13 protein-coding genes and 1 riboswitch are annotated in these 26,096 nt (G+C 36.1%); of the genes, 7 read left to right on the top strand and 6 right to left on the bottom strand.

Translation table 11 applies throughout. The features are described 5' to 3' along the window. The first annotated feature begins 49 nt into the window (after positions 1-49). A riboswitch (TPP riboswitch) is annotated at positions 50-148 on the top strand. 48 nt (positions 149-196) lie between these two features. Then, the gene (locus tag K6119_RS08625; RefSeq protein ID WP_221838280.1) at positions 197-2,653 is read left to right on the top strand and encodes a TonB-dependent receptor; all 2,457 of its coding nucleotides are present in this window, start codon (positions 197-199) and stop codon (positions 2,651-2,653) included. Positions 2,654-2,682: 29 nt separating this feature from the next. Here the strand turns inward: K6119_RS08625 and K6119_RS08620 are convergent, their stop codons facing one another. The 5 genes from K6119_RS08620 to K6119_RS08600 are packed head-to-tail and all read right to left on the bottom strand — an operon-like array spanning position 2,683 to position 10,241. Next, entirely contained in the window at positions 2,683-4,995 is a 2,313-nt protein-coding gene (locus K6119_RS08620) for a T9SS type A sorting domain-containing protein (RefSeq protein WP_221838277.1), read from the bottom strand. Continuing rightward, on the bottom strand, positions 4,995-7,598 hold the full coding sequence (locus K6119_RS08615) for a CotH kinase family protein (RefSeq protein ID WP_221838274.1): 2,604 nt from the start codon (positions 7,596-7,598) through the stop codon (positions 4,995-4,997). The genes K6119_RS08620 and K6119_RS08615 overlap by 1 nt, the downstream gene beginning before the upstream one ends. An 8-nt stretch (positions 7,599-7,606) precedes the next feature. Beyond that, positions 7,607-8,359, bottom strand: coding sequence for a phosphoglycerol geranylgeranyltransferase (locus K6119_RS08610; RefSeq protein ID WP_221838271.1), 753 nt, complete (start codon positions 8,357-8,359; stop codon positions 7,607-7,609). Continuing rightward, on the bottom strand, positions 8,356-9,552 hold the full coding sequence (locus tag K6119_RS08605; protein ID WP_221838268.1) for a Kelch repeat-containing protein: 1,197 nt from the start codon (positions 9,550-9,552) through the stop codon (positions 8,356-8,358). Before K6119_RS08605 ends, K6119_RS08610 begins: the two co-directional genes overlap by 4 nt. A gap of 53 nt (positions 9,553-9,605) precedes the next feature. Beyond that, entirely contained in the window at positions 9,606-10,241 is a 636-nt protein-coding gene (locus K6119_RS08600) for a 4'-phosphopantetheinyl transferase family protein (RefSeq protein ID WP_221838266.1), read from the bottom strand. Positions 10,242-10,312: 71 nt separating this feature from the next. Between K6119_RS08600 and ahcY the strand changes: the two genes are divergently transcribed. Beyond that, positions 10,313-11,626, top strand: coding sequence for an adenosylhomocysteinase (gene ahcY, locus K6119_RS08595; protein ID WP_221838263.1), 1,314 nt, complete (start codon positions 10,313-10,315; stop codon positions 11,624-11,626). A gap of 55 nt (positions 11,627-11,681) precedes the next feature. Here ahcY and K6119_RS08590 read toward each other — a convergent pair whose 3' ends face one another. Then, the gene (locus tag K6119_RS08590) at positions 11,682-12,116 is read right to left on the bottom strand and encodes a Rieske (2Fe-2S) protein (protein WP_221838261.1); all 435 of its coding nucleotides are present in this window, start codon (positions 12,114-12,116) and stop codon (positions 11,682-11,684) included. Between K6119_RS08590 and K6119_RS08585 the strand changes: the two genes are divergently transcribed. The 5 genes from K6119_RS08585 to K6119_RS08565 all read left to right on the top strand — a co-directional run bounded on the left by K6119_RS08585 (position 12,115) and on the right by K6119_RS08565 (position 26,008). Further along, positions 12,115-12,393 carry a hypothetical protein gene (locus tag K6119_RS08585; protein WP_221838258.1) on the top strand — a complete coding sequence of 93 codons (279 nt, stop codon included), beginning with the start codon at positions 12,115-12,117 and terminating at the stop codon, positions 12,391-12,393. The two genes, K6119_RS08590 and K6119_RS08585, sit on opposite strands and share 2 nt — an antisense overlap. 197 nt (positions 12,394-12,590) lie before the next feature. Continuing rightward, positions 12,591-16,316, top strand: a complete 3,726-nt coding sequence (locus K6119_RS08580) for a TonB-dependent receptor (RefSeq protein ID WP_221838256.1) — start codon at positions 12,591-12,593, stop codon at positions 16,314-16,316. Between the two features lie 36 nt (positions 16,317-16,352). Continuing rightward, positions 16,353-20,492, top strand: a complete 4,140-nt coding sequence (locus K6119_RS08575; protein ID WP_221838254.1) for a T9SS type A sorting domain-containing protein — start codon at positions 16,353-16,355, stop codon at positions 20,490-20,492. A 37-nt stretch (positions 20,493-20,529) separates the two neighbouring features. Further along, the gene (locus K6119_RS08570; protein WP_221838252.1) at positions 20,530-21,603 is read left to right on the top strand and encodes a PorV/PorQ family protein; all 1,074 of its coding nucleotides are present in this window, start codon (positions 20,530-20,532) and stop codon (positions 21,601-21,603) included. 244 nt (positions 21,604-21,847) lie between these two features. After that, entirely contained in the window at positions 21,848-26,008 is a 4,161-nt protein-coding gene (locus tag K6119_RS08565; protein WP_221838250.1) for a T9SS C-terminal target domain-containing protein, read from the top strand. The last annotated feature ends 88 nt before the right edge of the window (positions 26,009-26,096 follow it).

Genomic DNA, 26,096 nt, shown 5'->3' with positions numbered 1-26,096 from the left:
TTTGCAACAATTAATTTCAATAACATACCTTTGTGACGTTTTCGAAAGAAAGTCTCATAAGGGGTGTCCACTAATATCAGTGGGCTGAGATTATACCCATTGACCTGATCAGGCTCATACCTGCGTAGGAAAATGATGACATCAACTAATTATTAATTCCCAAGAATTAGCCCCTTGTCTTGTTAAATTGTTTTAAATGAAAACAAGATTAATTGCTATGATTGGGGCCTTATTATTTTCGGTCCCTCTTTCCATAGCCCAACACAGTATTTCAGGTACTGTTAAACAATCGGACGGAAGTCCACTTGCAGGAGCAAAAGTGAAATTAGAGAACACTTACAAAGGTTGCCTTGCCGAATCTGATGGTACTTTTAAACTAACCGGTCTCCAGGATGGGAAGTATCAATTGTTAATCACTTTTGTAGGATATGAATCTATTAGTGAGGAAGTTGACATTACAGGTAAAGATGTAGAGCTGAACTTTGTTATGAAAGAAGCGCAATACATGACGGATAAAGTGATTGTAACGGCTTTAAAAGCTGGAGAAAAAACTCCCACAACTTATACCAATATTGATAAAGAAGAAATAGAAAAGAAAAACTTTGGACAAGATATTCCTTTTCTTTTCAGAAGTACGCCCTCAACTGTTGTGTCATCAGATGCGGGTGCAGGAGTTGGTTATACCGGAATCAGAATCAGAGGAGTTGATCCAACAAGAACTAACGTTACTATTAACGGTATTCCTATTAATGACTCAGAATCTCATGGAGTTTACTGGGTAAATATGCCTGATTTTGCATCTTCTGTGGATAATATTCAAATTCAAAGAGGTGTGGGTACTTCATCAAACGGTGCAGCTGCTTTTGGAGCAACTATTAATATTGAAACGAACGACATCAATAAAAAAGCCTACGGTGTTTTGGATAATAGTTACGGTTCATTTAATACCCTAAAAAACTCACTAAAAGTGGGTTCAGGATTAATCAATGATAAGTTCACCTTTGACATGCGTTTGTCTAACATCCAATCTGATGGATATATTGATCGCGCTTCATCTAACTTAAAATCTTTGTATTCCTCGGTAGCATGGGTGGGTAAAAAAGCCATGCTTAAAGCCAATGTTTTTATGGGTAGAGAAAGAACCTATCAGGCATGGTGGGGTACACCTGAATCTGTGGTTTTTGGAACGCAAGAAGATGTTGTGGCATATGCTGATAGAAATTGGATTTTTGGAGATGACAGAGATAATCTTTTAAACTCAGGTCGTACTTATAACTACTATACTTATCAAAACGAAGTAGACAATTACGGGCAAGATCATTATCAATTGCATTTTATGCAGTCTATCTCACCGAATTTAAATTTGTCTATAGCAGGTCATTATACAAGAGGTAAAGGATATTATGAGCAGTACAAAGCAGATGATGATCTGGCAACTTATGGTTTAGATTCTCTATTTATAGGAGGAGATACCATCACTACAACCGATATTATCAGAAGAAGATGGTTGGATAATCATTTTTCGGGTGCTGTGTTTGCTTTGAATTACAATAATAAAAAGGGATTTGATTTTACCTGGGGTGGAGCTGGAAATGCTTATACAGGATTGCATTATGGTGAGATTATTTGGTCAGAATTTGCATCCAATTCGCAATACCAAGACAAATATTACCAAACTGATGCTTTTAAAGTAGATGTTTCATCTTATGTAAAGGCTACTTATGAGTTAAAGAAATTCACATTTTTTGGAGACGTTCAAATAAGATATATTGATTATCAATTTGAAGGTGTAGATGAATCTTATGGTGAGATTATCAGTTTAGATCAAAAGGTGAATTATTTGTTTTTAAATCCAAAAGCCGGATTGATGTATGATCTAAATGACAAGCACAATTTTTATGCTTCTTATGCAATGGCTAATAGAGAACCTACAAGAGGAGATTTCGTTGAGAGTCCTCCTTCACAACAACCAAATCCAGAGCAGTTGCATAATATTGAAACAGGTTACCGAATGAAATTAAAGAAGGCTTATTTAAATGCAAATCTTTACTACATGCACTACATTGATCAGTTGATTTTAACCGGTCAGGTAAATGATGTTGGATCTTATACCAGAACAAATGTTAGCAGAAGCTACCGTGCCGGATTGGAAATTGAAGGAGGTGTGTATTTAATGAAAAACCTAAGCTTATCAGGAAACTTTACATACAGCATGAATAAAATTCCAAACTTCACTGAGTACGTTGATGATTATGACAATGGCGGGCAAATTGAAATCCAACATACTAATACAGATCTGGCTTTTTCACCAAATATGATAGCTTCATTAGGATTAGATTATGAGCCAATTAAAAATTTACATCTTACCGTCTTAGGTAAATATGTAGATGATCAATACCTGGATAATACTTCTAATGAAAACAGAATGATTCCATCATATTTCATTTCAAATTTCAGAGTAGATTATACTATCAAAGACAAGTTTTTTAAAGAGATTGTCCTGGGTGTTGCTATCAACAACTTCACTAATACCCTTTATGCCAACAATGGATATACCTGGGGATATTATTACGGAGGCGAATATATTCAGGAGAACTTTTACTATCCTCAAGCCGGTATTAATTGGTTGGGTAGGGTAATGTTAAAATTGTAGTTGATAAAGCGGCTTTCGAGTCGCTTTTTTTATTGCACCACAATTTTCTTTCTGATAATACCTGATCCGGTATTGATTTCTGCGATATAAACACCTGATAAAGACAGGTTTATTGCAGTTGTTTTAGATACAATATTCACTTGTTGAATTAATGCTCCTTTAGTGTCATATATGTTAATTGCTCCGCTAGGATTGTCATCATTTAATTCAAAGTAAAACTGACCATTGCTCGGGTTTGGATAAATGTTTAGGTTTTGATCTAAAATTTGATTTTCTGTATTGGCAACTATCCAACTAACATAAACACAAGCAGAGGTGTCTGAGCAACCATTTTTAGATACAATCACACCATAGTTTCCTACTTCACTGGCATAAAATGTTTGGTTTGTTGCTCCACTTATTGGAAGATTTGTGTCACAATTGAACCATTGATAGGTGTCCGCATTGTCTTCATTTGCTGTAAGCATACTGATGCTTTGACTAATGCTTTTGTCAAGTGGTAGCTCAACTGTTAAGTGAGTGGTTATGGTTGAATCACAAAAGTTGGTGGCTGATACAACATCTTCATAAGTACCTGATTCAGTGTAGGTGTTCAATCCAATCGTATAACTGTCTCCATAACATATCGTAACCCATTGTTCATTTGTAATTGGTGCATCCATAGTTAAATGGGTAATCACCACACTGTCACATCCGTTTTGTGCAGTTAGCGTATAGCTGTAATTTCCTGGAACGGTAGTTGGAAATCCAAAAACGTAATATGTCCCACCATCACACATGCTGGCATTTACATGTGTTATCATTTCATCTTCAACTGTTAAATCTAAGGTTACAGTACTATCACATCCAGCTACGCTAGGAATGACATCTACAAATATCCCACTTGTGTCATGTGAATAAGGACCAACCTGATAAGAATCTCCTGAGCAAATTGTAGCTGTAATACTACTTGCCAAAATAGGGCATAGGTTATTGCTGTAAAAGTAGGCTGCGCCTGCATCTTCTAATGAATCAGCCGCAACAGTATTAAAGTCTTGGTACTGTGCTCCAACTAATATTGAATATCCCGATATTCCCACACTTATTCCCAAATCATCTCCCGTTACTCTATCTGAAGCATCTAGTTTTTGAAGTTGCGACCAAACTCCACCATTTTTTTCAAATACATAAGCTGATCCTGCGTCATCTTTAACATCTGCTCCAAATTCATCATGATCATCAGAGTGACAACCAATTATCATAAGAGTATCATCTATGTCTAATGAATATCCAAAATGATCTCCTGATGAGCGATCATTAGGAACAATTTTTTGAATAGCATTCCAACTTCCTCCTCCATCTCTTTCCCATAAATATACAGACCCCGGGTTGGTTAAAGGATTGCTGACACCATCTGTATCTTCATCTTCTGAATAAGCACAAACCGCTATCATATTTGAATCAATTGTTACGGCATAACCAAATCTATCCCACGGTTCACGGTCAAAATTTTGGATTTTTTGAACTTGAGTCCAACTTGAACCGGTTCTTTCAAAAATATAAGCTGCTCCTGAGCTCCACATAGCTCCAGTTAAAGGAGAAGTGGTGGCATAGTCATGATGATGAGCACCTACAATTAACCAATCTCCCCACAAATCCAAACTTCCTCCAAATTGATCAGCCAAATCTTCACCTGAATATCCATTGGGATAATTCATATCTACCCAGCGATCTGTCGCACAAATTTTTTGAGTTTCGGTCCAAATTCCATTGGTTCCTAATTCAAACGCATAGGCTGATCCTGAGTGGTACTTAAAGTTGTTTCCTGCCGGGTCATGATCTTCAATATGAGCGCCAACAATTGCAGTAGAATCGTAAATCGCAACCGACCATCCAAATTCATCATCTGCATCTCTGTCTGATGCAACTATTTTCTGCATTTCTGTCCAGGTTCCGTTGATGTTTTTGAAAATATAAGCCGATCCCGCTTTAGATAAATAATTAGCATCATTTTCATCTTCATCATCACCATATGCTCCAACTATTAAAAAGTCTTCATGCATATCAACAGACCAACCAAATCGGTCATAATCTCCCTGATCTGACGCAGAAAGCTTTTGCACTTGCACCCAATTGTTTAAACCTTGTTGTTCAAAAATGTAAACCGATCCCATGTTTGGGTCAACTGCGCTGTAATCATCACCGTAAGCGCCAATTGCAGCCCAATTACCATCAATCGTTACTGCATAACCTAATCTGTCATCTACATCTCTGTCAGCAGCAACTGCTTTAATTACTTCAGTGAAATTTTGACCAAAGCAAAAAGCTGGAAAGAGCCATATGAATATTATAAGATGGCGCATTACGGCTGAAGCACAATTTTAATGGTTTCACCTTTATCCGTTCTCAAAATATAAACTCCCTTGGTTTCACCTATTAGGTTGATTTGATTCGAGTTTTCTTTTGATTGAATCAATTTTCCATCAAGTGAATAGGTACTGTAGTTTACAGCTTTATTTAAATGGAAAATACCGTTGGATGGATTTGGAAAAGCTTGCAATGATGAAATTTCTTCAGGACTTTCAACTGTACTGATATTATTGTTTTCTCTTGGAGTAGGGTAAGTAAATGTTTCAAAAGTACTTGAGCCGTTTGGATATCTTCCGTAACTGTAATCAGTTGTCGTTTCAGGGTAAATTACAAGGTCCATAATGTTGTCCTGTTGATCATACAAATAGACTGTTTTAGTAGTATTGTTTAACTTAAAACTTGTGTGATCTGCACCTTGATATTCTTCATTATCGTGCCAAAACAACAAATATCCATCTGCAGCGATCACAGTTCCGTTTGGAATGATCCAATTTGAAGTGTCCTTTTTCAATCTACATCCCGATAAATCAACTGCATAACTATTAGGGTTGTACAATTCTAACCAATCATCATGTTCTCCAAAATTATCTGCAATGTTGTTACTATTTGAAGGCATTACCTCATTAATTACAACTGGTTGATAATCTGCGACTGCCTGAAAAATGGCTGTATATGAGACATCTCCATTCGGTACCCAATTGATAGTGTCATTAGTTTCTCCTGTTTCTTGCCATTCAACAAATTCATAACCCGGTTGTGGAATAGCAATTAAAGTACAGGTCACAGAATCAATGTACATACCTGTCCAAGGATATACATTGGCATCAACGCCAGGCAAAAGCGAATTGATTTGGATAGTATTTATTTTAACACTTCCATGAGCAACATTACTTACGTCAATTGTAACTTTACTTGTGTCTGGATAACCCCATTTATCCATGATGTGTTCTCTTATTTTACGTTGTCTTCTGGTACCAAATCTGTTTAAATAATAAAAAGTAGTATCCCATTGTGTCATATTAGGCACTTCATTGCTTCTGTCAGCTAATGTTGTTGCTAAAGATGGATATCTCCATTTATCAATTTCTTGTGGCATCTCTGGAGTCAACTCATCATAGAAGGCATTTATTTTCTCCACCATTACATTTTCTCTAAAATGAGAATTCATCAAATCAGAAACTCTGTTAATCCAACTTGTTTTAAATTCTTCATTTTCCAAAAGACCTCTAAAAAGTCGGGTATAAGTTGAATAGATTCCTGTTTCTACAGTAGCACTTTCTAGTGTGTTGGCCGTGTAATATGCATTGTCACAAGACCCTCCATAGGCACCATCAAAATCATAAAATATCCATCTGAACTTACCATCATATCCTGCTCCGGCACCTGGTGAATAACTTCCCGATTTTCTCCATAGCATTATGTTTGAGTACACCCAATCTTCATTACTTAAAAAGATTTCGGCAGCCATATAGTCTATGTAATTGTCTATATCTATTCTATCTGTTACCCATTCATAATTTGTAGGATCACTCATATCTCCATTGTCCACAAACGCTTCTATTCCTGACATTTCCAAGCTGTCTGCGGCCGATCCATCCTGTACATCAAATTCCTGATCTAAAATGGTCAAATCATCATCATCAATGCCATAAATATTTTGGATAAAGTATTTGTCAACTCGCTCTTTCATGGAGTGAATCCCCCAATATTCACCATTGATAAATACTATAACATGTCTAAAATGTTGTTGTTCAACATCTAGTCCTTTAGTGATGGAATTGGTTAAATTATCTCTTGGAAAACAGTCTGGTCTGTGACCTCCTGTTCTAATCAGCATTCTTTTGAATTTCTTTTGTTCGGTATCTTGAAAAAACTCATAATCGAAGTTGGAGTAGCCATCATGTTCTGCATAAATTCTAAAAGTTTTTTTGGTTGAATGTCTACTACCACCACCGTGAATCCTTGTGCGGACATTTCTTGAGAACTCTAAATTTCCTTGAGTATCAAAATAGTCGATATGAGCCTCTCTTTCCCATAGAGGTCCTTTTTGTGTGTAATTGGCATTAAATCCGTAATGATATATTCCAGTGCTATTGGAAAAAAGATCAATACTATCCATGACAAAGGAAACAACAGGAAAAGAATAAAGTGATGCACCAGCCGGGTCTATAATAAAGGTTTTTGTCACCACATTAGAAGGAACAAAGCCCGCTTTGTAAACTTTGACTCTTAAAATGTTGAATTTGTAGATTTCAGAACTGTAAGGAGGTAACCATCCTCTATTGTTGGCTCTACTTTCTGTATAATCACCAATTGGATAGGTGAGAGATGGGTTAGTAGGAATTAATGCAAAATTATCAGGTACTCCTGCTTTTGAACCCATTGTGATCGGACCACTGTAGATGGGACTTTGTGGATTAGGCTCACTTCCATTGAGTGTGTAAAAAATAGTTGCGTCAGGGTCGGGGTGAGAAATGTTTACTGTAATGTCTGAGCTATAATATCCAGATTCATAAGAAACTATGGGATCACTCAATTGTTGATTAAATCCAACAAAAGATATTGACAAGAGTAGTATACTAAGTAGTTGTTTCACAATTTCTTCTACGCATTCTCTTCATTGAAGGTTTGGATTTCTTTTTTATAAATTACTAAATCAAGTAAAAAGTTGTCGTCTTCTTCAATTTTGTTGCCGATTACAACCAAATCAGCACCTGCCTTATAAGCGTTTTCAAGATCTTCGATAGTTCTAACACCTCCCCCAATTATCAAGGGAATATTAATATTCATTTTAACGGAAGCGATCATTTGAGGAGAAATCGGTTGTATAGCTCCTGAACCTGCATCCATAAATATTACTTCAAATCCTATTGTTTCTCCTGCCACTGCAGTATCTACGGCGATACTAATTTGATCACTAGGAATAGGCGTTGTTTGACTTACATATGCTACGGAAGAATTTTTTCCACCATCTATAAGCATGTAGGCAGTTGATATTGTTTGAATCCCCATGGATTTTATTGTTCTGGCACTTTGAACCTGATGTCCAATTAAATAATCAGGATTCCTACCTGAGATTAATGACAGAAACAAAATTGCATCTGCATTTTCATCCACTTGTTGATGAGAACCAGGGAAAATAATTATTGGAATGTTTGAATTATTTTTCAAAAAGGCAATGCAGCTTTTTAATTCTTCCTTTGTAACAGTGCTACCTCCAACAAAAATGAAATCCGGCGACAGGAGATTAATCTTTTTTATAAGATCATTTTCTGAGTTTGTAAACTGTGTCTTTTCAGGATCAATTAAAATTGCCAGTTGCTTTTTGTTTTTTGATATGCTCAATTTTGGACTCATATAAAGCTGAATTTTCCAATATGCACAGATTCATCATTTTGGGTAATCTGGTAAATAAATGTTCCTGCTCCAAAATCCTTTTTATTAAAAACAACTTTGTCCGAAATGTCTGAACCACTAAACATTAATTTGCCACTTAGACTATACACTTTAATATCATTGTGATCTTTTGAAAAATTTAGTTCAATTAAATCACTAGATGGGTTTGGGAATATTTTGATAGTAACTGCTTCAGTTTCATCTACCGATAAAAGTGGATTAAACATGTAAAAATCGTTAAGGTTGGTTCCATCAGTTCCGCCTCCTGCGTACGCAACATTACCTAAGACAAATGATACCATATATCGTCTAGGCGCACCGCAAAAATCTTCTATTTGAGTCCAGGTATCCGTATTAAAATCGTATCTCCATACATCTTTGTAATCATTGTCACCCTCTACATCATTACCAGTGGCTATATATCCAAAACCATTTAAGACAAATCCAGTAGCATCCTGTCTATATATTGCTCCAACATCTGCTTTTTGAGTCCATTGATTTAAATCCGGATCATACTCATAAAAATCTTTTGTGTCGTCACCAAAAATGTGGCCGGTACCCACATAACCTTTGCCATTGTGAGAAAAACCAACTGCTGAAGATCTGGCTTCACCAAGAAAATTGGCAACAACTTCCCATGAATCTGTTCCTGGTACATATCTGTAAAAGTTGTTTTCGTATCCAAAGTCAGATTGTCCGGTTCCTACGTAGCCTTTGTTGTTAATTACAAAAGACGTAGCTGCTCTTCTCGGTGTTCCGGGAAAATTAGCGATAGGTTGCCAAATGTTCAATCCGGGTACGTATCTATAGAAATCATTGAAATAATCATTGTTTTCACCTTCTCCGCAGCCGACATATCCATAATCACCAATCGTGAATGCTACTGAATGATATCTTTTTCCTCCGGGAAAGTTTGCAATTTGAGTCCAGGTATTTGATCCGGGATCATATTCCCAAAAATCTTCATGAATTACTTCAAACAGTGAATTGATATGACCACCACCTACATAGCCTTTATTGCCAACGACAAATGCTGTTGCTCTATGTCTTGCTGCAGCAGGAAAACTAGCAATTTGAACCCATTGCTCACAAGCGAATAGCTGGGTTGGAAATAAGGGTAATATGAAAAATGTAGCAATCAGTAGCCTTTTCATAAGCCTAAAAATACAAACTATCTTCAAATAATTATTTTTTAATTGAATGTGAGTTAGTTAAGTTCGTTTTTAACCAACTGGCAATATGTGATTACAAATTCATTGAAAATCAGGTAATCAAATAGATATTCGTGTTGCATATTATTTTTGGTTACCAATACTTTTCCTCTATGACTGAGTGATTGAACTACAATATGTTCTTTAAATAATAGACCGGGAATATCCTCAAGTTTATAAATAGCTTCTTTTAAACTCCAAAGTAAAGTTAGAATCTCTTCATTTTCTGTGTCAAATCTTTCTTTCTCAAGCGTTGCAAGAAATTTGTGTTTAATGCGGTGGATTTTAGGATTATAATATTCAATATCTAACCCAATTATATGATGTTCAGAATAGCCTATTATTACGGTATTTCTTGAGTGGGAAATTCCAATGTGTCCACCTCTAATAAATGGCCTTCCTGTTTCGTGATATTCAATAAAGCAATCTACATTAAAGGATTTAAGCAGAACACGAGTAAAGTAAAATTCTCTTCGGCGTTTATCAGAAATAAATGACTGATATTTTTTTAATTCATTCTCATTAAAAATAGTAGTATCAATGGCAGATACATCAACCTCTTCGTACTCTAATTTTTTAATTAAAATTCGGTCGGTTTCAATGATATTTTTTATCTGATAGGTCAAACCCATTTGAAATAAAGGTGCAAATTAAAAAGGAGTTTTGTATTTTTGCGCCTGATTCTAAAGAAAATAATGTAAAAATGAGTGATACACAGGAAAAATTAAATTACAAGGTTAAAGACATTAGCCTTGCAGAGTGGGGAAGAAGAGAAATTACATTGGCAGAGGCAGAAATGCCGGGATTGATGTCATTAAGAGAAGAATATGGTGCTTCAAAACCTTTAAAAGGTGCTAGAATTGCCGGATGTCTTCACATGACTATTCAAACTGCAGTTTTAATTGAAACTTTGGTTGAATTAGGAGCTGATGTTACATGGTCTTCTTGTAATATATTTTCAACTCAGGATCATGCAGCAGCTGCAATTGCGGCAGCAGGTATTCCAGTATTTGCATGGAAAGGAATGAATGAAGAAGAGTTTGATTGGTGTATCGAGCAAACACTTTTTGCATTTGAAGGTGGTCAGCCATTGAATATGATCCTTGATGATGGAGGAGATTTGACAAACATGGTTTTTGATCAGTATCCAGAGTTGACAAAAGATATCAAAGGACTTTCTGAAGAAACTACTACTGGTGTACACAGATTGTACGACAGAATGAAAAATGGAACATTAGTAATGCCTGCTATCAACGTAAATGATTCAGTTACTAAGTCTAAATTTGATAACAAATACGGATGTAAAGAATCATTGGTAGATTCAATCAGAAGAGCTACTGATGTAATGATGGCCGGAAAAGTAGCAGTTGTTGCTGGTTATGGTGATGTTGGAAAAGGTTCAGCAGCTTCATTAAGAGGTGCTGGTGCAAGAGTTATTGTTACTGAAATTGATCCTATCTGTGCTTTACAAGCTGCAATGGATGGTTTTGAAGTTCAAAAAATGGAAAATGCCGTAAGTAGAGCTGACATTGTTGTGACTACAACTGGTAATAAAGATATTATCGTAGGAAAACACTTTGAGAAAATGAAGGATAAAACAATCGTATGCAATATCGGACATTTTGATAATGAAATTGATGTTGCTTGGTTGAATAATAATCATGGTTCTACTAAAGTTGAAATCAAACCTCAAGTTGATTTATACAATGTAAACGGTAATGATATTATTTTATTAGCAGAAGGAAGATTGGTAAACTTAGGTTGTGCAACTGGTCACCCATCATTTGTAATGTCTAATTCATTTACAAACCAAACTTTGGCTCAATTAGAATTGTGGAACAATTCTGACAAATATGAGAACAAAGTATACATGTTGCCTAAACATCTAGATGAGAAGGTAGCTAAATTACACTTAGCTAAAATTGGTGTTGAATTAGACGTATTGTCTGAAGATCAAGCTAAATATATTGGTGTTGAAGTTGCGGGTCCTTACAAACCTGAACACTACAGATACTAATTAGAAAATAGTTTAAAATAGTGAAAGCATCCTTGGAAATTCTGAGGATGCTTTTTTAGTTATAGATATTTACATTGTATGCTCCATCCCAGGTAGCGTTATATCTTCTCAATCCAAATTTTGCAGGACCTTCCATAACTACCCCGGACATTATACTATATCTTGATGATCCGCAAGGGCATGTTAACTCAAAATAATTCACACTGTCCACTTCAACCACTCCGCAAGCGTCTTCACTGTGATATGTGCAGTGTCGATCTAAAGCCACGAATTCATCAAAATTTCTGTAAACAACAATGCCTCTTGAACCTCCATTAACATATATCCAACCGCCCGGTGCATTTAATGATTGGTTAGATGGTAAGTCAAGATTAATGTTTATATTCACGGGAACATTTGGCACAGGATGTGTCTCACTATCGCAAGATGTTAAAAATAAAGCGAGGGTGAAAGAAGAGATAATTGCGAATCTTGAATATATTTGAGGCATGAAGAAACGATTTTCCAATATATTAACGAAGTTAAGCATATTTATTGTGTGTTTATTCTTTTCTCCGGATGATGTTATTGCACAAGATCAAGGTGCAAAAACTGTAAAAACTGGTAGAACTAGTAAAAGGAGAAAGAGAATTAAGCAAGGAAAACGTTCTCGAAAAAGAAGTTATCGAAATCAAGATAAAGCTACGCGTAAAAGAATGAAACGTGCAGCAAAAAATGCAAAAAGACGTCAAAGAGGGAAGCCTATGAGAAATAATCGCTTGACTTAGAAGCGGATATTAGACGTGTATAATTTATTGCATTTTATCAATTTTAACTATTCCTATTTTCTAATTACTCATGTAGTTTTGTATTTGAATCAATCAGATTAACATTTTGTTAATTTAATTTGGTCGGTTCACATTTTTATTACCTATATTAGCACGCTATTGTATTTTAGGAAATTTTAACAAATACACTTGAACTTATGCTTACTAACTTAAGGTTATTATTAACCACTATCCTTTTGTCGGCAGGTTTTGCCTTTGCTCAAACTGGAAACGGATCTATTAAAGGTCAGGTTTTAGATAAAGAGAACGGAGAACCATTGCCATTTGTAAAAGTTATCGTTACTCAAAACGGTCAACAAAAAGGATTTTCCAATACTGATTTTGACGGTAAATTTTTAGTTAGCTCTCTGCCTCCAGGAGAATATGATGTTGAATTGAAATTCGTAGGTTATCAACCTGTTCGTCAAGAAGGGGTTGTGGTAAACTCAGATAAATATACCATCCTTGATATGGAAATGGGTAATTCAGCAGAAATGTTGGATGTTGTTGAGGTTATTCACTATGAGGTTCCGTTGATTGATAAAGATGGTGGTGCTTCTGGTGCTACAGTAACAAGAGAAGATATCTCTAAAATGCCAACTCGTTCTGCAACAGGAATCGCGCAAACAGTTGGAGGGGTTTACTCTTCAGAAGGTTCAAGTGCTTTGAGTATTAGAGGTACAAGATCTGATGCAACGTATTATTATATAGATGGAATTAAAGTTCGTGGGTCTTCAGCATTACCTAAGTCTGCAATCCAAGAGGTTGCGGTAATTACAGGGGGTGTGCCTGCTAACTATGGTGACTTAACAGGAGGTATCGTATCAATTACTACGAGAGGTCCTTCTGCAAGATATTTTGGTTCATTTGAAGGAGTAACTTCTGGTTTCTACTTTAATGGTCAAAATCCTTTAGGTTATGATGGAAAAGTTTTTGGTTTAGATAAGTATGCATACAACTTATTAGAAGGTATGATCTCTGGTCCGCTTTGGATGAAGAAAGATTCAGCTGGAAATAAAACAAAACCAATCTTAGGATTTTTTATCTCAGCAAACTTTACTGATCAATTAGATGGAAGACCAACTGCTCACGGTGGTACTTACAGAATTAAAGAAGAGTATAGAGATTCTTTAATTGCCAATCCTTTAAGACCTACAGGTCTTGGTCAGGGTACCTATTATAATGCTGAGTTTTTCAGAAACAATATGAATGATCCTGATGATCCGAACAATGCATTTGAACAAGTTCCTTGGAGAATGAATGCTAGAAGTAGATCTGCCTCAGCTGCTGGAAAAATTGATGTAAACGCTGGTCCTAACATTAACTTAACATTTGGTGGATCAATGGCTTGGAGTAAAGGTTCTATTTATAACTACAATGGATCTCTTTTAAACTTTGAAAACTTTGGTGAAAGCTCGAGTTTAGACTGGAGAGTTTATGGTAGATTTACTCAACGTTTTAATAATACTCAAGAAGGTTCTTCTTCTAAAATTAAAAGTGCCAACTATTCAATCATGGTAGATTATACTCAGGCGCATAACAAATTTCAAGATTCAAGACATGAGGATAGAATTTTCAACTATGGTCATGTGGGTACTTTTGAAACTTTTAGAGAAACAACTTATGAATTTAATGATGATGGTGATTCATTGATTCACAATGGTTTTAATGATACTTTAGTTGCTTTTACACCATCAGCAACTAATGAGGCTTTTTCTGCAATTACTTCTCAGTATTACTCAATTTATGCGGGTCAAACAGAGGATCATTACGAGAATTTGTTCCAAGTTCAGCAAGGTGGAGCTTTGAGAAATGGAGATTTGCCGCAATCGGTTTATGGAATTTGGAATAATATAGGTACACCTTATAATGGATATGGATATTCACAAGCAGATCAGTTTCGTATTACTGGTTCAGGTTCAATTAATCTAAATGATCACGCAATTTCATTAGGTTTTGAATATGAGCAAAGATGGGATAGAGCTTGGAGTGGTTCACCTATTGGAATTTGGACTATTGCACGTCAGTACATGAATAACCATATTTTGGAGTTAGACAAGTCTGCTGCAGGTACAACATTTGACTACTACGGAACTTTCCCTCGTGTTACTTATGAAAGGTTGAATGCTTCTGAAGGTGATTACCAAGGTCAAGAAGGAAATGATGCTCAGTATTTCTTTGATTATAATGTAAGACAGAAATTAGGACTAGATCCTGATGGAACTGATTTTGTTGATATTGATGCAATTGATCCAAACTTCTTTACAGTTGACATGTTCAACGCAGATGAGTTATTGAATTCAGGTAATAACATTTTTACTTGGTATGGATATGACCATTCTGGAAATAAAGTAAAAGGTAATACAGATATCAATGATTACTTTACTGAGTTTGATGGAAATGGAAACTACAGAAGACATATTGGAGCATTCCAACCTATTTACATGGCTGGATATGTAATGGATAAATTTGCATTTGATGATATCATTTTCAACGTTGGTGTTCGTGTTGATGTATTTGATGCAAACCAACCTGTAATGAAAGATAAATACTTATTGTATAATGCAAAAACAGTTGCAGAAGTTGATGATCTAGGCGCTCACCCTGAAAATATGGGAGATGATTATGTTGTGTATGTGAATGACGTAAACAATGTAAATTCAATTTTAGGATATAGAAATGGAGATACTTGGTACAATGCGGAAGGTGTTGAAATCGCGGATGCTTCTTTGATTGAGGGTTCTAAAGGTATTGCTCCTTATTTGCAAGATCCTTCTTTAACTTCTCCTACAGCTGATGCTTTTGAAGATTATAAACCTCAGGTTAACGTAATGCCTAGAATTGCATTCTCATTCCCAATTTCGGATGAAGCATCTTTCTTTGCTCACTATGATATCTTGACTAAACGTCCTACTACAGGAAACAGGTTTAATCCAATTGATTACCAATTTATGCAAGATAGAAACGTGATTATCGGTAATCCGGATTTGAAACCAGAGAAAACTATTGACTACGAAATAGGTTTCCAACAAGTGTTGTCAAAAACGTCATCATTAAAGATTTCAGCGTTCTACAAAGAGCAAAGAGATCAAGTACAGTTGGTGAATGTTTTCCAGGCTTATCCAAATACTTACCGTTCTTACGGAAACAGAGACTTTGGTACTGTGAAAGGAATTACAGTTTCATATGATTTAAGAAGAACAGGAAATGTTAGAATGACTGCAGCTTATACATTACAGTTTGCAAACGGAACTGGTTCAGATGCAACTTCTGCATTGGGATTAGTAAACTCAGGAGAGCCTAACTTAAGAGTAATTTTCCCTTATTCATATGACCAAAGACATGGTTTCAACATTGTATTTGATTACAGATATGGTTCTGGAAGAGATTACAATGGTCCAAAAATTAAAGACTTCGAATTATTCGGAAATACTGGTGTTAACTTAGTAACTAATATTGGTTCTGGTACTCCTTACTCAGGATTGAAAATTCCAGTTGGAGATGCGTTATTGTCACCTAATAGTTCACAATTAGACGGAACTTTAAACGGTTCAAGAAAACCATGGCAGTATAGAATGGATTTCCAAATTGATAGAAATATCAACTTAGAGTTTGGTAAAGACGAAGACAAGAAGAAAGCGGCATACTTGAATGTTTACTTAAGGGTAACAAATATTTTCAACATCATCAACACATTAAATGTGTACAGAGCTACAGGTACTCCTGATGATGATGGTTATTTGGCAGCTTCTCAGTATCAAACTTCTATTCAAAGTCAATTGGATGAGCAATCATTCAGAGATTACTATCAAATGAAGGTTGTAAATCCATTCAATTTTGGTATTCCAAGAACAATTAGATTAGGTGTTAAATTTGATTTTTAAGAACCAATTTAGGTATTTAAAGTCCAAATAAAGATTATGAAAAAAGTATTAATTAACTTTTTAGTTTTAGGATTAGCAAGTACATCTTTTGCTTATAAAAACTTCAATCACCACGGACCGGACCATTTGCCGTCTGGTGATTCAAGAGCAGCCAACTGTGCTCCTGCGAATGAGAGATTGTTCATGGAGTTCAACAATGTTAGAGCATTGGTTGAAACAGGTGGTTCTTTATGGCAAGATAGAGCAAACTCAAGAGCGTCTTATGAGGTTCCAGCTGGGTCAAATAAGTTTGTCCTTTATTCAGGAGCTTTGTGGATGGGAGGTGAAGATGTTAACGGTCAGTTAAAATTAGCTGCGCACATGTTCCGTCAAGGAAATGACTTTTGGGCAGGACCCCTTGGAGATTTGATTGATGGTACAGGAAACTATGATCCTTTTACAGTTCAAAATGCTGAATTGACTTTATATAGAGATTATGGTGCTGCCGAAATTATTCCTTCTGAGTGTCTTGCTTATGACAGATTCTATACTATTCGTAAAGCTGAAGTAAGACAGTTCATTGCTTGGTGGAATTGTTCTAATGGAATTACTGATCCTGCGGATTGTGAAGATGTTGAGCAACCAAATGATGAAATAATGGAGAGAATTATTAACTGGCCGGCGCATGGAGATGTGTCTTTAGGTCAGGATTTTTACTTAGCTCCTTTTTATGATAATGGAACTGATGCTCAAGCGCCAAATGGTATTTATGATCCAATTAATGACGGGGATTATCCTTGGTATGATATGGAAGATGAGATTGACTGTAGAAATGACCGTCGTGTAACCTTATTTGGTGATGAAACTCACTGGTGGGTTTTCAACGATAAAGGAAATATTCACACTGAAACAGGTGGTGATCCAATTGGTATGGAAATTAGGGCGCAGGCTTTTGCTTTTGCAACTGATGATGCTATCAATGACATGACATTCTACAACTATGAGTTAATCAATCGTGGTACTCAAACTTTGTACAACACTTATTTTGGTCAGTGGGTAGATCCGGATATTGGAGCAGCGAATAATGACTATGTGGGATGTGATGTAAATAGAGGTTTAGGTTTCGCATATAATGGAGAGTCGGTTGATAACGGACAAAATGGTCAGGCGCCATATGGAGCGTCACCACCAGCTATTGGAGTGGATTTCTTTGAAGGACCTTATCAAGACAATGATGGTATTGATAACGCCAAAGGTATTGGAGTTAACGAGGCATTAAATGGAATAGGTTACGGTGATGGAATTGCTGATAATGAGCGTTACGGTATGAGAAGGTTTGTATATCACAATATTGGAGGTGGACCTACAGGTGACCCTAACAATGCTACAGATTACTATTTATATCTTCAAGGAATTTGGCAAAATGGACAACAAATGGTTTACGGGGGGGATGGCTTCTTATCAGGGACTACCTTGCCTACCGATTTTATGTTTCCGGGAGATACGGACAATGAATTTTGGGGAACTGGAGGGGTAGACCCTGGATTTGATTGGTCAGAGGTTTCTGAGCAAAATGCAGATGGAGATAGACGTTTCTTACAGTCTGCAGGTCCATTTACGTTGGTTCCTGGAGCAGTAAATAACATTACTGTAGGAGTTGTTTATGGTAGAAATACTGCTGAAACTGATTTAGAAGCTTCTGTTAGAACTATGAAAACAGCTGATTCTAAAGCTCAAGCATTATTCGAAAACTGTTTTGAATTAGTTGAGCCTCCAGTAGCTCCGAATCTATCTATTCAAGAAATGGAAAATGAATTAATTCTTTTCATTGAAGAGCCACCAGGATTTGATGAGCAAACTTGGTTTGAGGTTGACAGAATTAACATCATTACTCCTGATGATTTAGCACAACAAGGAATTTATTATGACGATACTTTCAGATTTGAAGGATATCAAATCTTCCAAATGGTTGATGCTGAAGCCTCAGTAGCTGATTTAGATGATATTGAAAAAGCCCGTTTAGTTGCACAGTGTGATATTTCAAACGGTGTTGCCAAATTGGTTAACTATATCTATGATGAACAATTAGATATTACAATTCCTCAAGTAATGGTTGATGGAGCAGATGAAGGTTTAAGTCATTCTTTTAGAATTACTGAAGATCAATTTGCAACTGGTGCTAGAGAATTGGTAAATCATAAGAAATACTACTATATAGCTGTGGCTTATGCGTATAACAGTTATAAAGATTACGATCCTAGTGATCCTGATGCATTGGATGGTCAAAAAATCCCTTATTTGAGATCACGTATTTCTGGATCTGGTAAAGGAATTGAAGCTGCAATTGGAATTCCTCATGATCCTTCTCCAGAAGCTGATGGAACTATCTATACAACTTCTTATGGATACCAACCAAAAATTACTCAAATTGAGGGTATAGGAAACGGAGGAACATTTACACAATTAGACTCTGCTTACAGAATGAACAATGTCGTTAATTGGACAAACATGAATGAGCAAGTGCTTTATGAAGAAGGTGCAGGTCCAATTGATGTTAAAGTAATTGACCCATTGAATTTAGCTGACGGAACGTTTACATTGAGATTTGGACAAGATTCGTCATCAGTTGATGAAGATACTTGGACGTTGACTAGAGATTATATTGATGAGAATGGAGCAGCTCAAACTGAAAGCGTTTCTTCTGATTATGTAATTGGAATTAGAAATGAGCAATTAATTCTTGATTGGGGAATCTCAGTTAGAGTAAATCAACAGTTTTACATTGGAACTGGTTTGGAAGCGAATAAATATACTGAGCCTATTGATGCTACAATTACTTATGCTGATTCATCTAAAGCTTGGTTAACAGGTGTTCAAGATGATGACCAATTCTATCCAACTAACTGGATTAGATCAGGAAGTACAGCTGAGAATGAAACTGACAATCCTGGTGGATGTGATCCACAAAACTGGATTTACAATCAATGTGCTTACAATGATAAAGCATTAGATGATGATCAGTTATATGAGAAATTATTAGACGGAACAGTTGCACCATTCAATAGAGTAGGTGCAGGAGTTTACGGAATGCCTTTTGGTTGGCCTGGTGATGATCCAAGTACAAATGACAACAATCCTCCTCAAGGATGGTTCTCTCAATGGTCAATTGCACAAACAAAATCTTCTTTTGTTCAATTACATGACGTAGATATCATAATTACAAATGATAGAAATTTATGGACGAGATGTCCAGTGATTGAAATCAATGATAATGAGAATCAAACTGAACATGGAGATGATATCTTGTACATGAGAAGTGATGAGTCTGTTGACAAATTTGGAAATCCTGATGGTACTGGAACTGGTATGGGATGGTTCCCAGGATATGCTGTGGATGTTAACACTGGTAAACGACTTAATATGGTTTTCTCTGAAAATTCATGGTTGTTAGGTGAAAACGGAGCAGATATGATTTGGAACCCTACTTCAAACTTTGCTGATCAGGTAGATAATCCTTTATTTGGTGGAATGCATTATATCTATGTTTTCGGAGAGAATATTGACAACAGTGGATGTCCAGCTTATGATGAAGGAGCGTGGTTAGCTCAAAAATTTGATGTTACTTCAGCTCAAAAAGCAACTAACTTCTTAACAGCTTGGAAAAACTGTATGTGGGTTATGGAGCCTATGGTTGAGGAGAATGCTGAATTGATGGCTACAGATGTTGAAATCAACTTAAGAATTAACAGACCTTACGAGGAAAGAGTAGTAGGTGGAGAAAATGCAGGAAGACCAATGTATCAATTCACGATCGAAAATGCTACCCTTAAAGGTCAAGCTGATAGATTAGAATCTGTATTAGATAATATCAATGTAGTACCAAATCCTTACTATGGATACAGTGAATACGAGACTTCTAAATTAGATAATAGAGTGAAGATTACTAACCTTCCTGAAAGATGTACAATTACCATCTTCAACATGCAAGGTTCGTTGATCAGAACTTTTGAAAAAGATGATGCATTGACATCTGTAGATTGGGATTTGAAGAACCACAAAAGTGTTCCTATTGCAGGAGGATTGTACCTAATACATGTGAAAATACCAATTACAGAGAATGGTACTGAAGTGAGAGAACAAGAAAGAATAATCAAGTGGTATGGTGCCTTAAGACAACCAGATCTTGATAACCTGTAAAACTTGAATTTAAGAAAGAATTTATTCGCATATGAAAATGAATAAGATAGTTAAAAGAACATTATTGGCTTCAGCAGTTTTCTTAGCAAGTGCACCCGCATTTGCTGGAAATGGGGACCGTATTGGATCAGCAGGAGCTACTGAATTGTTAATTAATCCTTGGGCTCGTTCAGCTGCTTGGGCTGATGCAAGTGTTGCTTGTGGTACTGGTCTGGATGCTGTTTATACCAATATTGCTGGATTAGCATTTACTGATAAAACTCAAATTAGATTTGATAGAACAAACTGGTTGGGTGGTTCAGGAATCGGTATCAACTCTGCGGGATTAGCTCAAAGAATTTCAGATAACTCTGTTATCTCTGTTACTGTTATGGCAATGACATTTGGTGATATTGATATTACTACAGTTGATTTGCCTGAAGGTGGTATTGGAACTTTCTCTCCTACTTATTCTAACTTTAATGTTGGGTATGCAAGAGAATTTACCAATTCAATTTACGGAGGTATCAACTTTAAAGTAGTTAACGAAGCTATTGCTAATTTAAGAGGTACTTCGGTAGCTTTGGATGCAGGTATCAGATATGTAACTGGTGAAGAAGATCAAATTAAATTTGGTATTACTTTGAAAAATATCGGGCCAACTATGACTTTTAAAGGTGATGGTATGGCAATTCAAATTATGTATCCTAATACAGGTGAATTGGCTACTTTGGAGCAAAGAGCTGCTTCATTTGAAATGCCTTCTACTTTGAATATCGGTGGTTCATATGATTTCAATTTTGGAGAAATGCACAAGCTTACTACGGCATTTGCTTTTTCTGCTAACTCGTTTTCACATGACCAATACAGATTAGGAGTTAATTATGGAATGGATGCTAATAAAATGGCATTTAACGTAATGGCTGGGTACACTTTTGAAAAAGGTCTTTTCTCTAGTGATGGTTTTGTATATGGTGGTAGAGTTACTGCTTTGAGCGGTTTATCTGCTGGTGTTTCAGTTGACGGTATCGTTGGTAAAAACAAACACAGATTAGGTGTTCAGTACAGCTACAGACATGCAAATCCATTCAATGGTATCCACACAATTGGATTATCGATTGATATGAAATAATCTTCTTTAGATTTATATAGTAATCCCCGGCTCAACAGTCGGGGATTTTTTTTGACTTGTATTTTGCAAATTCTTTTTATGCTCGTTTATACAATTAAACTGTAGGCTTGATTGAGTCATCTGTAAAAAGGCTTTGAAAATCAGCTATATAGAGTGATATAAATAACAAAATCATAGTAATTATATCCATTGTAGTCCTTATTAATTATGAGGAAATTGGGTTAAAATCTACAAACCCAATGCTATGAGATTATCTATTACACTAATTACACTTTCATTTTGTTTCACTTCGTGGTCTTATCGAAACTTCGATCATCACAGACCCGGAAACAATGATGGTGATGCAGGTTCAAGAGCAGCTGGATGTGCTCCTGCAAATGAGAGACTTTACATGGAATTTAATAATGTAAAGGCAATTATTGAAACCGGTGGTTTGCTATGGCAAGAAAGATCAACAGGAACAGCTTCATATGAAGTTCCTAAAGGATCTAATAAGTACGTTATTTATTCAGGTGCCCTTTGGATGGGTGGTGAAGATGTAAACGGACAATTAAAGATTGCTGCACAAATGTTTGGTCAGGGCCGTGATTTTTGGACAGGTCCACTCGGAAGTCTAGATCTTAACTCTGGAAATTATGATCCATCTATAGTTCAAAATGCAGAAACTACACTGTACAGAGATCATGGATCCACAGACATTAAGTCTTCACAATGCCTTAAATACGACCAATTCTACACAATTAGAAAGGCTGAAGTTTTACAATTTATAGCATGGTGGGAATGCGAGAATTTAAATCTAGACCCATCAGAATGTGAAGGCGTTGAAAAACCATCTGATGAAGTAATGGATCGAATAATTAATTGGCCGGCACATGGTGATATGTCTTTGAAGGAAGATTATTATTTGGCACCATTTTATGACAATGTTGAATATGAAAATAATACACCAGGAGTCTATGACCCTATCAATGATGGTGATTATCCATGGTATGATATTGAAGGTAAAATTGACTGCAGAGCGGACAGAAGGGTTACTTTATATGGAGATGAAACGCATTGGTGGGTTTTCAATGATAGAGGAAACATTCACACTGAAACGGGTGGAGCTTCAATTGGAATGGAAATCAGAGCACAAGCCTTTTCATTTGCAACAGATGACGCAATTAATGACATGACATTTTACAACTATGAGTTAATCAACAGAGGTTCATATAGACTTACAAATACCTATTTCGGCCAATGGGTGGATACGGACATAGGTGATTATTCAAATGATTATGTTGGTTGTGATGTTTCAAGAGGATTAGGATACGCTTACAATGGTGAATCTGTTGATAACGGAAATTCTGGTCAAGATCCTTATGGTGCTTCTCCTCCTGCAATCGGGATTGATTTTTTTGAAGGTCCATATAAAGACAATGATGGAATCGACAATCCATTAACAACTAATATTGCCGAAGCCATTGCTCAGGGTGGAATTCCTTATGAAGGATTGGGAATTGGCTATGGAGACGGAACTGTAGATAATGAAAGATTAGGAATGTCAAAGTTTGTATATTTTACTGGTGGGGCAGGAGCAGTTCAAGGAGATCCTGATGATGCTACAGATTACTATCAGTATTTAAAAGGTCTTTGGCTGAATAACGATCCATTTACTTTTGGTGGTAATGGAGCAAGTGGATCAATTCCTACAAATTATTGTTTTCCTGGAGAATCTGATCCATACAATTGGGGAACTTTGGGAGTTCCAACGGGGCAATCAAACTGGTCAGAAGTGACTGAAGGAAACCCTCCGGGAGATAGAAGGTTTTTACAATCTGCGGGTCCATTTACGTTAGAACCTGGAGCAGTTAATAATATTACTGTTGGAGTGGTTTATGGTAGAAATACGCAGGAAACAGATCTAGAAGCTTCCGTGAGAACAATGAAGGAAGCAGATTCAAAAGCACAAGCCTTATTTGACAATTGTTTTGAATTAGTTGAGCCTCCAAGAGCTCCAACTCTTACAATACAAGAAATGGAAAATGAGCTAATATTGTTCTTACAACCTGGTGAAGATGAACAAAATTGGTTCTCAGAAGATGTAATCTACATCCAAACTCCGGATTCATTAAAAGATCAAGGAATCTTTTATGATGACACTTTCAGATTTGAAGGTTATCAAATATTTCAAATGATTGGACCGGAAGCATCTGTATCTGATATTGATGATATTCAAAAAGCAAGATTAGTTGCCCAATGTGATGTTGAAAATGGAGTTTCAAAACTTGTTAACTATGAGTACAATGAACAGTTAGGGATCACTATTCCTCAGGTAATGGTTGATGGTGAAGATGCTGGGATTAGACATTCATTTCATATTACAGAAGATCAATTTGCTACAGGCGCAAGAAATTTGGTTAATCATAAAAAGTACTACTTCCTGGCTGTAGCATATGCACATAATAATTTTATGAACTATGTCCCAACTGAACCTGATTCTTTATTCGGACAAAAAAAGCCTTATTTGCGTTCCAGATTATCTGCAACCGGTGGTGGAATTGAGTCTGTTACTGGTATTCCTCATGATCCAACACCCGAAGCAGATGGAACGCTTTTTACCACTTCATATGGTTATCAACCTGCTATAGTACAAATTGAAGGAATTGGAAATGGTGGAACTTTTACTGATTTGGACTCACTTTACAGGGATAACAATGTGCTTAACTGGTCATCTCCAAACGTACATCCTAAATACAAACCGGGTTCAGGCCCTGTGGATATTAAGGTAATAGATCCATTGAACCTTGCAGGTGGGAATTATACCTTGAAATTTGGTACTGTAAACACTGATATTAATGATGAAGAATGGTCGTTAACCAGAGAATACGAAGATGAAAACGGTCAAATTCAAATCGACACATTTAATTCTAAATTTTCAGTGGGAGTTAAAAACGAGGAATTGATTTTAGATTGGGGAATTTCTGTGACCATTAATCAACAATTTTATCAAGGTAATGGAAATTGTACCTACAAGTACACTTCACCCATTGATGCTACTATGACATATCAAGATTCATCAAAAGCATGGTTAGGAGGAGTGTCTGATGACGATCAATTTTATCCAACCAATTGGATTAGATCTGGATCAACGAGTGAACTTGGAGACACATTGCCAGCTTGTGATCCAACCACATGGATTTATAATGAATGCAAATACAATGATTATCCATTGGATGTTGATCAGGAATATGAAAAATTACTTGATGGAATTGTAGCGCCTTTTAATAGAGTAGGAACAGGAGTTTACGGAATGCCTTTTGGATTCCCTGGGGATGATCCGTCTACATTTAAACCGCTAGAAAGTTGGTTTTCATCTCTCGGAACAGTTTCATTAACCAAGTCTTGCTTTCCAGTGTTGCATGATGTGGATATCGTTTTTACAAGTAATAAAGATTATTGGACCAGATGTCCTGTTATTGAAATCAATGACAATGAAGCTCAAACAGAACATGGAGATGATATATTACATATGAGAAGAGATTCATCTGTGGATAAGTTTGGTAAGCCTGATGGAACTGGAACCGGTATGGGATGGTTTCCAGGTTATGCAGTAGACGTCAATACGGGTAAAAGACTAAATATGTGTTTTGCAGAAAACTCTTGGTTAGGAGGTGAAAATGGAAATGACATGATCTGGAATCCAACTTCAAGATTTGCTGATCAAACAGGAAACCCTTTGTTTGGAGGAATGCATTATATCTATGTGTTTGGTGAAAATGTTGATGGAAGTGAATGTCCTTCGTATGATGAAGGAGCTTGGCTTGCGGATAAATTTGACTTGAATCATCCACCTGCTGATTGGGCTAATAATTTTTACAAGGCTTGGAAATCTTGCTTTTGGGTAATGGAACCTATGCTGATTCAAAATGCCACCTTATTAGAAACAGATGTTGAGATTAAATTAAGAATTAATAAACCTTATGAAGATAGATTGGTAAATGGTGAAAATACAGGAAGACCTATGTATCAGTTCTCAATTGATAATCCAACTGAGAAGATTAAGGATGACAGGTTATTGTCTGTTTTAGATAACATAAATGTGGTTCCTAATCCTTACTATGGATACAGTGAGTACGAGACATCTAAAATTGATAACAGAGTTAAAATTACCAATTTGCCGGAGAGATGTACAGTAACAATCTTTAACATGCAGGGTGCTTTGATTAGATCATTTGAAAAAGATGACCCAATCACTTCACTTGACTGGAATTTAAAGAATCATGCGGGTGTTCCAATTGCAGGTGGATTATACCTGATTCATGTAAAACTTCCAATTACTGCTGATAATGGTGATGTTTCATATGAAGAACGTATTTTAAAATGGTATGGAGCATTGCGCACACCAGACCTTGATAATCTGTAAATTATAAAGATAAATCACTTGAAATGTGCCACTTGATGGTAGTTTAAATATTTTTCATACATTTGTTTTATACAAGGGTTTCCGAGAT

Origin of the sequence: Paracrocinitomix mangrovi (assembly GCF_019740355.2) — a bacterium.
In the GTDB taxonomy this organism is placed as follows: domain Bacteria; phylum Bacteroidota; class Bacteroidia; order Flavobacteriales_D; family Crocinitomicaceae; genus Paracrocinitomix; species Paracrocinitomix mangrovi.
The sequence above is the reverse complement of the archived record's forward strand: the minus strand, read 5'-3'. Positions and strand labels throughout refer to the sequence as shown.

Excerpts from the sequence above, each read along its gene's own strand:
- K6119_RS08625 (WP_221838280.1), top strand. The coding sequence starts at position 197 with ATGAAAACAAGATTAATTGCTATGATTGGGGCCTTATTATTTTCGGTC.
- K6119_RS08620 (WP_221838277.1), bottom strand. The coding sequence starts at position 4,995 with ATGCGCCATCTTATAATATTCATATGGCTCTTTCCAGCTTTTTGCTTT.
- K6119_RS08610 (WP_221838271.1), bottom strand. The coding sequence starts at position 8,359 with ATGAGTCCAAAATTGAGCATATCAAAAAACAAAAAGCAACTGGCAATT.
- K6119_RS08605 (WP_221838268.1), bottom strand. The coding sequence starts at position 9,552 with ATGAAAAGGCTACTGATTGCTACATTTTTCATATTACCCTTATTTCCA.
- K6119_RS08600 (WP_221838266.1), bottom strand. The coding sequence starts at position 10,241 with ATGGGTTTGACCTATCAGATAAAAAATATCATTGAAACCGACCGAATT.
- ahcY (WP_221838263.1), top strand. The coding sequence starts at position 10,313 with ATGAGTGATACACAGGAAAAATTAAATTACAAGGTTAAAGACATTAGC.
- K6119_RS08585 (WP_221838258.1), top strand. The coding sequence starts at position 12,115 with ATGAAGAAACGATTTTCCAATATATTAACGAAGTTAAGCATATTTATT.
- K6119_RS08590 (WP_221838261.1), bottom strand. The coding sequence starts at position 12,116 with ATGCCTCAAATATATTCAAGATTCGCAATTATCTCTTCTTTCACCCTC.
- K6119_RS08580 (WP_221838256.1), top strand. The coding sequence starts at position 12,591 with ATGCTTACTAACTTAAGGTTATTATTAACCACTATCCTTTTGTCGGCA.
- K6119_RS08575 (WP_221838254.1), top strand. The coding sequence starts at position 16,353 with ATGAAAAAAGTATTAATTAACTTTTTAGTTTTAGGATTAGCAAGTACA.
- K6119_RS08570 (WP_221838252.1), top strand. The coding sequence starts at position 20,530 with ATGAATAAGATAGTTAAAAGAACATTATTGGCTTCAGCAGTTTTCTTA.
- K6119_RS08565 (WP_221838250.1), top strand. The coding sequence starts at position 21,848 with ATGAGATTATCTATTACACTAATTACACTTTCATTTTGTTTCACTTCG.